A 9,042-nucleotide genomic window follows, 5' to 3' on the forward strand; every position below is an offset into this window, starting at 1 on the left:
TGGAAGGACGTCTCAACAGGGCGTCCGTTCCCCTCGGTTCAGTCCACGCACGTGATGCCCCCCATCCGCACCGACCGGCCCTGGAAGGCGTCGGACGGCACCCGGGAGTCCCCGCCGGGGGCGGCGGCCGGGTGGGGGGACGGGGCCGCGCCCGGCCCGGGCGCCGTGAAGCCGGACCCCAGGGTGACGACGACCCGCCGCACGGGAACCGCGGAGCTCCGGGTCGCGCTCACCCCCAGCCGCGCGGCGATCTGCCGGGCCGCGGCCCCCGCCCCCCGGCCGTGGACGACGCTCGTCCCGCCCCCGCCGGGGGCGTTGGCGATGTGCCCCGGCGCGTAGCCGAGGGCGGACAGGGAGCGGGACTCGGCCGCCGCCGCGCCGCGGACGCCGGAGGCGTTGTGCACGTCCACGGTGGTCGAGGAGGCGTCGGCGGGGACGGGGGGCGGGGGGCTCGGGGAAGCGACGGGGGGCACGGACCGGTCGGATCGCGGATGGCCCGGGTGATCCGCGTGATCCGACGCGTGATCCGAGTGGTCCGAGTGGTTCGAGCGGTCGATCATCTCCCGCACGAGGCTCCTGACCCGGGCCGGGTCGACGAGGTTGACCGCCTCTCCCTTGCGGGTGGCGAAGCCGGCGATGGGCAGGGTGTGGAACTCGGCGTCACCGCCGGTGAGGTCGGGGGCCTGGCGGGCGAAGGCCAGCAGGTCCCACTGGTCGTCGAGGACGACGTCCTTCTTGACGACGTCGAGCAGCCCCTCCAGCTTGTCGATGTCGCTCCAGGCGCCCTGGGAGGTGAGCTTGTGGACGACAGAGGAGAGGAACGCCTGCTGTCGGTGCGTCCGGTCGAGGTCGCCGCCCTCCAGCCCGTGCCGCTGGCGGACGAACGCCAGGGCCTGCCGGGCATCCAGCTCCTGGCGGCCGGCGGGGAAGTCGGCGCCGGAGAACCGGTCGTGGACGGCGTGCCGCAGACAGACCGGGACCGGCTGGACGACCTTGGCGATGTCGTAGAAGCCCAGCAGGTTGACCTCGGCGAAGTGGTCGATGGGCACCCCGAGGAAATCCTGCACCGTCGCCAGCGTGGCCTCGCGGCCGGCCTCCCGGCTGCGGTGCTCCAGCTCGGCGCCCTTGAGCCCCTGCGCGGCCAGCCGGTCCTGGGCCTCGGCCTTCGCGATCCCGTACGCCTCCTTGATCTTGTGCTCGCCGCGGCCGCCGGCGACCTGGACGTAGTCGTCGCGCGGGATGGAGAACGCGGTGACCTTCCCGCCGCCCGCCGGGATGTGCATCAGGATCAGCGTGTTGGTGTTGTAGCCGCCGATGCCGCTGGAGCCGGCGTGCAGCTCCTGCTGGACGAACTCCTTCGGCAGGTCGTCGCCGTTCATGTCCTTGCGGCTGTCCAGGCCGATCAGCAGCAGGTTGACGGAGTCGTCGGGCTTCCTCGGAGCGCTCTTCCGCAGGGCCTCCAGGGCCCGGGAGGTGGTCAGGCCCTTGGTGAGCCAGTGGCCCGCGAGCCAGCCGGTCCCGGCGATCGCCAGGATCACCGCCGAGGCGAGGCAGACCGCGATCCGGGCGTAGTGGCCCGGGCTGGGCCGGGGGGCGTCCCGGGGCGGGGCGGCCTTTCCGGCGGAGCTCCTGGCCGGGCCTTTGCCGGGGCCTTGGACAGGGCCTCTGACAGCGCCTCTGACAGGGCCTTTTACGGGTCCCTTGACGGAGCTCCTGACGGCACCCTTCGTGGTGCCCTGTTTTCCGTCCCTGCCGCGGGGGTCGCGCATCGCCCGCCCTTCCTGCCTTGCCCGTTCCCGGCGGGCGGGCCCCCTGGGACGCCTCCCCCGCCAGAGCGCTCAACGAGCCATGGCGGGGTGCGGTGACGGGTTGCGGGACGAGTTGCGTGGGGGCCGGGCGGAGATCCGGCGGGTGTTCCGGGGGCCACGTTCGCGGAGGTCCTCCGTCCGGGCTAGTTTCGACAGACGGCGTACCGCTGTTCCCGAGCCGCGTACCGCTGTCCCGAGCCGTCCCGGGCCTCTGTGCCGAGGAGGAGTCCATGTCCCGACGTCCGGCCCCGCATCCGTCCCGTTCGCGGACGTGGCCGGCGGCGCTGACCGAGGAGCGGGCCCGGCCCCGGCGGATACGCGAGCGGCCCGGTGCCTGGCGGCTGGCCGTGGTCACGGTGTGCTTCGGGGCGTTCATGGGGCAGCTGGACGCCAGCATCGTCACGCTGACGTACCGGAGTCTGAGCAGCGAGTTCCACGCCTCGATGGCGGCCGTGGAGTGGGTGTCGCTGTCCTACCTGCTGACGCTGGTCGCCCTGCTGGTGCCCGTCGGGCGGATCTCGGACGCCCGGGGGCGCAAGCTGCTGTACCTCTACGGCTTCGCCCTGTTCACCGCCGCCTCGGCGGCCTGCGGGCTGGCGCCCTCGCTGGCCGCGCTGGTCGGCGCCCGCGTCGTCCAGGCCGCCGGGGCGGCGATGATGCAGTCGAACAGCGTGGCCCTGGTGACCACCAGCGCGCCGCGCGGCCGGATGCGGGCCGCGCTCGGGGTGCAGGCGGCGGCCCAGGCACTGGGACTCGCGCTCGGGCCGACGGTAGGCGGTGCGCTGGTCTCGGCGTTCGGCTGGCGCTGGGTGTTCGCCGTCAACGTGCCGGTGGGCGTCGTCGCCCTGGTGGCGGGCCACTACCTGCTGCCCAGGACCCGCAGCCGGACCGCCGCCGCCCGCTTCGACCGCGTCGGCCTGGCGCTCCTGGCCGCCACGACCACCGCGCTCCTGCTGGGGGTCTCCGGGGCCTCGGGCCTGCCGTTCCCGTGGTGGACGGTCGTCGTGCTGCTCTTGCTGGCGGGGGTGGCCGGCGCCGCACTGTGGCGGCATCTGGGACGCAGCGAGCGGCCGCTGCTGGATCCGGCGCTGCTGCGGTGCCGGACGGTGGCGACGGGGCTGGGCGGGGCGCTCTGTGACTACCTGGTGCTCTTCGGGCCGCTGGTGCTGGTGCCGGCCGCGCTCACGTCGGCGGGCTCCTCCGAGCTCGTCGCCGGCCTCGTGCTCACCGCCCTGCCGGCCGGCTTCGCGCTCGCGGCGACCTGCGCGGACCGGGCGCTGCCGCGCGGGATGCCGGACCGTGGGCGCTGTCTGCTGGGGGCCGGTGTGTGCGTGGCGGCGCTGGTGGTCATGGCCGTGCTGCCGCTGACGCCGGTGGTGTTGGTGCCGCTGCTGGTGCTGCTCGGGCTGGGGCTGGGCGTCTACACGCCGGCGAACAACGCGGTCATCATGACCGCGATCCCGACGAGTTCCTCGGGGACGGGGGGTGGGCTGGTGAACATGGCGCGGGGGCTGGGGACGGCGCTGGGCATTGCGCTGGTGACGCTGGCCCTGCACCTGTCGGGGGCAGGGGGTGGGCCGCGGTGGGCGGTGGTGGCGTTGGTGCCGTTCGCGGTGGTGATGGGGGTGGCGGCGGGGGTGGGGCGTCGCCGTTGAGGGGCCGTTGAGGGGGTTTGCCCCGGCCCGCCCTTTCACCGTTTCTTCCGGGCTGCGCCCCTCGGCCCCGCATCGGGCGCGAAATCCAGCCCGTCCGGCGTTTGAGGACGAACGCGGTGCAGCCGCGTTGCCCCCGCGCGAAGCGCGCAAGAAACGGTGAAAGTGGGGGTGCCCCTCTGGGGGAGGGCCAGGGGCGAGCTCACGCCCCCGGCGCACCCCGCAGCCGCTCGATCTCCCTGCGGTCCCGCTTCGTCGGGCGGCCCGTGCCGCGGTCGCGTACGCCCGCGGCGGCGGCGACCTCGCGCGGCGGCACCGGCGGGCTGTTGTCGACGTAGCACTCCGCCGCGGCCGGGGCGCCGACCCGCTTGCGGACCAGGCGGGAGACCACGACGACGCGTTCGCGCCCGGCGTGGAAGAGCCGCACCTCGTCCCCGGGCCGCACCGTCTGCGCCGGCTTCGCGCGGTCGCCGTTGACGCGGACGTGGCCGGCGCGGCAGGCCGTCGCGGCCAGCGAACGGGTCTTCGTCAGCCGCACGGCCCAGATCCAGCTGTCGACACGTACGGGGCCTTCGTCCTCAACCATGCCCCCGACTCTAGCCAGGGCCTCAGGACGCCAGGGACAGGGCCTGCACCGCGAGCCCCACGTGCAGCAGCAGGCACGTGGCCCACCCCTGGGACCTGCGTATCCCGCCCCGGACCGCGGTCGCCCAGCCCGCCGCGGTCAGCGCGGCGGCGAGGCCCCAGACCGTCCAGGCCGCGGCCTGCCAGGGACCCGAGCGGTCGGACATGATGCGGATGAGCAGAGCGGGCGCGAGTGCGAGCAGGGGCGGGCCCCAGGTGCCCTCCGTGGCTCCCTCGTTCACGTCGTCGCGAGTGTCGCCGACCGCCATCGCCGTCGTTCCTCCCGTCGTCGCACAGACTCGCCGCGCGGACGCCGCCGCATGGACGTCGCCTGCACAGTTGGACCGTTACATGACAGCTGCTCCATGCATACACGTGGTGACGGTCCGTGCGCCATGCCGCCGTTTCGCGGGGCGGCGGGGGACAGCCACGTCCCCCGGCCGTTCCCCCGGTCGGGGGAACGCTGCCGCCCGGACCCGTTCCTAGCCTGGGGAATCCGCGACCGGACCCAGAACGGAGAACCGCAGATGACCGAGCACCGAGCCCCCGTCGGCAGCACGGCCGCCGTGCTGAAGCTCCTGGCCCGGCAGCCGGACCGGGGCGTGACCTTCCGCGAACTCACCGCCTCCCTGGGCCTGCCCGACCGCGCCGTCGGCGATCTGCTCAGCGGACTGCGCGCGGAGGGGCTGATCGAGTACGAGGCCGGCTCCGGGGTCTGCCGCCCCGGCGAGCCGCTCCGCCCGCTCCCGCGCCCCGGCGGACGACCGGACTGCAACGACGTCCGCGCCGCGGCCATGCCCTGGGCCGACACCCTCGCCGCGCACAGCGGCACGAGTGTGCTGCTGGCCGTGGCGCACCCGCGCGGGGCGCAGGTCATCCACCACGTCTTCCGCCCGGACAACTCGCCCCAGCGGCTGGTGACCGGTGACGTCGTCCCGGCAGGCAGCGCCCTGGCCCGGGTGCTGCGCGATCCGGCCGAGGGGCGGTGCCTCCACGCCGACGACGGCACGGGCGACGGCGCGGGCGACGGCATCGGCACGGAGACCGCGTCGCTGGCCACGGCCGTCCTCGACCCGGCGGGCGACGGCCGTCCCGTCGCCGCCCTGTGCCTCACCGGCCCGCGGGCCGTCCTGCGCCCCACGGGCGAACGGGCGCGCCACAACGAGGAGTTGCTGCTCGACGCCGCGCGCGCCACCTCCGCCTCGCTGGAGGCGGCCCCGGCGCGCTGACGGGGCGGTGATCCGCGTGCGCAACCGGGGCCCGGTTGCGCACGCACGGGCCGGCCCTAGGGTGGGAAGCAGTCATGAAGCGCGCCCCCGGTCACGACGGCCCGTCGCAGGCGCCGGCCCTCCCCCGCCCGGCCCGCGGACTCGTCATCGCCGGCTGGGTGCTGCTGGCCGTCACCATCGCCACCGACTTCACCATCAACCCCCGGGTGACACTCTCCCCCGCGCTGGGGACCGCTCCCGTGCTGGCCAGCATCGGCACCCGGCGGGCCCGGGTCCCCCTGCTGACCGGCCTGATCGCCCTGCTTCTCGTGGTCCCGCTGGCCTACAACGACGTCAACGTCCCCTTCATCACCCATCTCACCGCGGCACTCACCGTGCTGGCGATCACCTGCATCAGCACCGCCAACGTGGTGCTCGTGGCGACGCGGGAGCGCGAGCTGCTGCGCTCGCGCTCGGTGGCCACGGCCGCGCAGCAGGCGCTGCTGCGTCCGGCGCCGGAGCGGGTCGGCGGGCTGCGGGTGGCCGTGCGGTACGTGGCGGCGGCGGCCGACGCGCGGGTGGGCGGCGATCTGTACGAGGTGCTGGAGACGCCGTTCGGGGTGCGGCTGCTCATCGGGGACGTCCGGGGCAAGGGGCTCGGCGCCGTCGAGACCGCGGCCGACGTGCTCGGCACCTTCCGGGAGGCGGCCCAGGTGGAGGCCCGCCTGGACGCGGTGGCCGGGCGGCTGGACGCGACCGTGCGCCGGCGCGGGATCGGGGAGGAGTTCGTGACCGCCGCGCTGCTCGGCGTCCCGCGGTCGGGCGGCCGGGCGGAACTGGTGAACTGCGGGCACCTGCCGCCGCTGGTGCGGTCCGGCGGCACGGTGACCGCGATCGAGGCGCGGGCGGAGGGGACGGATCCGCCGCTGGCGCTGCGGGAGCTGGTGGGCGGCGGCCCGTACCACCCGGACGCCTTCCCGTTCCACAAGGGGGACCTCCTGCTGCTGTACACCGACGGCGTGACGGAGGCCCGGGACGCGTCGGGCCGCTTCTATCCGCTGGAACGGCGGTTCGCGGCGCTGACGGAAAGCGCCCCCGGGGCCCTGGCCGACCGGCTCCTGGCGGACCTGCTGACCTACACGGGCGGGGAGCTGGCGGACGACGCGGCGCTGCTGGTCATCCGCCGGGAGCAGAATGAATAACAAGGAAACCTTGCAAGTTTTCCTGATGAAAAGCTAGCCTTCCTTTATGGGGTGCGGACGCGCCCGCCGGAAGGAAGGTGCTCATGAACCGCAGCGTCAGGGAACACGCCGTCCGGACGAGTTCCGGTACGGGCGGTGGCGCCACCGGCGTCGGCGCCCGGTTCACCGCGGCGGTGATGATCGGCTCGATGCTCAACCCGGTCAACTCGACCATGATCTCCACGGCGCTCGTCCCCATCGGCCGGGCCTTCCACGCCTCCACCGCCGCCACCGTGTGGCTCGTCGCCGGCCTCTACCTGGCCAGCGCGGTCGCCCAGCCGGCCCTGGGCCGGGTCGCCGACCGGCTGGGCGCCCGCCGCGTCTACCTCACGGGGCTGGTCCTCGTCGGCCTGTCGGGACTGGCCGGGCTGCTCGCCGACTCCCTCGGGCAGCTGATCGCGGTGCGCGTCCTGACCGGCATCGGCACCTCGGCCGCCTACCCGGCGGCCATGGCCATGATCCGCGCCCGGGCGGCCCGTACGGCGGACGGCCGGGTCCCGGGCAACGCCCTGGGCGCGCTGACCATCGCCGCCCTGGGCAGCGCGGCCGTCGGGCCGGCCCTGGGCGGGCTGCTGACCGGACTGGCCGGCTGGCGGGCCGTCTTCGCCGTGAACGTCCCGCTCGCGGTGGCCGGTCTCCTCATGGCCCTGGCGTGGCTGCCCCCGGACGGGCCGCGCGACACGGGCGGCGAGAGCCTCCGGACGGCCCTCGACCCGCTCGGTGTACTGCTGTTCACCGCCACGCTGCTTCCCTCGATGTTCTTCCTGACCGGCCTCGGCCGGCCAGACTGGCCGCTGCTCGCGCTCGGCGCGGCCGCCGCCGGGGCCCTCGCGGTGTGGGAGCGCCGGGCCCGGCGGCCCTTCGTCGACCTGCGGATGCTGGCCGCCAACCGGCCGCTGGTGCGCACCTATGCCCGCTACGGCGCCTCGTACCTCGTCATCTACTGCGTCCTGTACGGCTTCACGCAGTGGCTGGAGGAGGAGCGCGGGTACTCCGCGGCGCTCACCGGCGTCCTCATGCTGCCCATGTGCGCGGTGGCCGCGCTGAGTTCGTGGGCCGGCTCGCGCCGCGGGACCGTGCGCGGCCCGCTGCTCGCCGGGACGGTGGCGATGGTCGTGGCCGCGGCGGCGCTGGCCTTCACCGGGCCGGGCACCCCGGTGGCCGTACTGGTCCTCGTCGGCGTCGTCTTCGGCCTGCCCAACGGGCTGAACTCGGTGGGCAACCAGACCGCGCTCTACGCCCAGGCCCCCGCCGGGGAGACCGGGACGGCGGCCGGGCTGTTCCGCACCGCGCAGTACGTGGGCGCCATCGCGTCCACGAGCCTCATCGGGCTGGTGTACGGGGAGCGGGCCACGACGGCCGGACTGCACACGGCCGCGGCCGTGCTCTGCGGGCTGGGGGTGCTGCTGCTCCTGGCGACGCTGCTCGACCGCGAACTGTCCGGAGGGCGCGGCGCGTCCGGGCGCGGCGGGAAGTCCGGACAGCTCCCGCAGGCCCGTCGGCCCGGGGAGTCCGGACGAACCGGGGCAGGGCGCTGACCAGGGGCGGGACGAAGGGCGGGACGGCTCCCGGCGGGTACCCTGGCCCGGTGACGGCCCACGAACACCAGCCCCCCGCCCCCGACGAGCTGCACGAGGCGGCGTCGAAGATCCGTGCCCTCGCCGGGCAGTTGACCCGGCGGCTGCGCGCGGCGTCCGAGGGCGCGGACGTGACGATGTCCCAGGCCGCCGTCCTCAGCCGGCTCGACCGCCGGGGCCCGGCCACGACGGTCGAACTGGCCCGGGCGGAGCGGGTCCGGCCCCAGTCCATGGGTGCGACCCTGGCCGCCCTGGAGGACGCGGGCCTCGTCGAACGCTCGCCCCACCCGACGGACCGCCGCCAGACGCTCATGTCCCTGACGGCGGAGGGCCGTCGGCAGGTGGAGGAGGTGCGGCGGACGCGCGAGGGGTGGATCGCGCGGGCGCTTCGGGAGGAACTGGACGACCGGGAGCGGGCCGTGGTGGTGGAGGCGGTGGATTTGCTGGCGCGGTTGGTGGAGGAGGAGTGAGGTGGGGGTGGGGGTTTTTGCCCCCGGCCCGCCCTTTCACCGTTTCTTCCGGGGCGAGCCCCGGGCCTGTGACGCGGCTTCGCCGCGTTGACCGGAGGCTTCGCCCCCTGGACCCCTGAAACCGCGCTCCGCGCGGTGAGGCGGGGGCTCCGCCCCCTGCACCCCCGAAGCGCCCTCCGGGCGCTGTCCTCAAACTCCCCGGAGGGGGCGACCCCCAGACGGGCTGATTCGTGCCCGCGCGGGATGTCCAGCCCCACGCAGACTTCCGCCCAAGCGCAGGCTTCCGTCCAGGTGCAGACTTCCGCTCAGGCGCAGACTTCCGCCCAGGCGCAGACTTCCGCCCAGGTGCAGACTTCCGCTCGGGCGCGCACTTCGGCTCGGGCGCGCACTGTCAGCCCGTCCGGCGATTGAGGACGAGCGGCGAAGCCGCGATACGGGGTCCGGGGCGGAGCCCCGAAGCGG

At 75.2% G+C, this 9,042-nt stretch carries 8 protein-coding genes; 5 read left to right on the forward strand and 3 right to left on the reverse strand.

Going from position 1 to position 9,042, the window contains the following annotated elements; genetic code table 11:
- Nucleotides 1–38 precede the first annotated feature (38 nt).
- Nucleotides 39–1,538 carry an LCP family protein gene (locus tag I5Q34_RS32450; RefSeq protein WP_277965416.1) on the reverse strand — a complete coding sequence of 500 codons (1,500 nt, stop codon included), beginning with the start codon at nt 1,536–1,538 and terminating at the stop codon, nt 39–41.
- A gap of 500 nt (nt 1,539–2,038) precedes the next feature.
- Between I5Q34_RS32450 and I5Q34_RS32455 the strand changes: the two genes are divergently transcribed.
- Nucleotides 2,039–3,463, forward strand: coding sequence for an MFS transporter (locus I5Q34_RS32455; RefSeq protein WP_199896019.1), 1,425 nt, complete (start codon nt 2,039–2,041; stop codon nt 3,461–3,463).
- A gap of 199 nt (nt 3,464–3,662) precedes the next feature.
- Here the strand turns inward: I5Q34_RS32455 and I5Q34_RS32460 are convergent, their stop codons facing one another.
- Nucleotides 3,663–4,046, reverse strand: coding sequence for an RNA-binding S4 domain-containing protein (locus I5Q34_RS32460; protein ID WP_199896020.1), 384 nt, complete (start codon nt 4,044–4,046; stop codon nt 3,663–3,665).
- A 22-nt stretch (nt 4,047–4,068) separates the two neighbouring features.
- Entirely contained in the window at nt 4,069–4,353 is a 285-nt protein-coding gene (locus I5Q34_RS32465; protein ID WP_199896021.1) for a hypothetical protein, read from the reverse strand.
- 258 nt (nt 4,354–4,611) lie between these two features.
- Between I5Q34_RS32465 and I5Q34_RS32470 the strand changes: the two genes are divergently transcribed.
- The 4 genes from I5Q34_RS32470 to I5Q34_RS32485 all read left to right on the forward strand — a co-directional run bounded on the left by I5Q34_RS32470 (nt 4,612) and on the right by I5Q34_RS32485 (nt 8,580).
- Complete coding sequence (locus I5Q34_RS32470; protein WP_234429733.1) at nt 4,612–5,313, forward strand: IclR family transcriptional regulator; 702 nt, start codon at nt 4,612–4,614, stop codon at nt 5,311–5,313.
- Nucleotides 5,314–5,387: 74 nt separating this feature from the next.
- Complete coding sequence (locus I5Q34_RS32475; RefSeq protein ID WP_199896022.1) at nt 5,388–6,494, forward strand: PP2C family protein-serine/threonine phosphatase; 1,107 nt, start codon at nt 5,388–5,390, stop codon at nt 6,492–6,494.
- Between the two features lie 83 nt (nt 6,495–6,577).
- A complete protein-coding gene (locus I5Q34_RS32480) occupies nt 6,578–8,071 on the forward strand; it encodes an MFS transporter (protein WP_199896023.1) in 1,494 nt (497 codons plus the stop codon).
- A gap of 50 nt (nt 8,072–8,121) precedes the next feature.
- A complete protein-coding gene (locus I5Q34_RS32485) occupies nt 8,122–8,580 on the forward strand; it encodes a MarR family winged helix-turn-helix transcriptional regulator (protein WP_277965415.1) in 459 nt (152 codons plus the stop codon).
- Nucleotides 8,581–9,042 lie beyond the last annotated feature (462 nt).

Origin of the sequence: Streptomyces sp. AV19, assembly GCF_015999245.1 — a bacterium.
Taxonomy (GTDB): Bacteria; Actinomycetota; Actinomycetes; order Streptomycetales; family Streptomycetaceae; genus Streptomyces.

Coding starts and splice junctions, on each gene's coding strand:
- I5Q34_RS32455 (WP_199896019.1), top strand. CDS start 2,039: ATGTCCCGACGTCCGGCCCCGCATCCGTCCCGTTCGCGGACGTGGCCG.
- I5Q34_RS32460 (WP_199896020.1), bottom strand. CDS start 4,046: ATGGTTGAGGACGAAGGCCCCGTACGTGTCGACAGCTGGATCTGGGCC.
- I5Q34_RS32465 (WP_199896021.1), bottom strand. CDS start 4,353: ATGGCGGTCGGCGACACTCGCGACGACGTGAACGAGGGAGCCACGGAG.
- I5Q34_RS32470 (WP_234429733.1), top strand. CDS start 4,612: ATGACCGAGCACCGAGCCCCCGTCGGCAGCACGGCCGCCGTGCTGAAG.
- I5Q34_RS32475 (WP_199896022.1), top strand. CDS start 5,388: ATGAAGCGCGCCCCCGGTCACGACGGCCCGTCGCAGGCGCCGGCCCTC.
- I5Q34_RS32480 (WP_199896023.1), top strand. CDS start 6,578: ATGAACCGCAGCGTCAGGGAACACGCCGTCCGGACGAGTTCCGGTACG.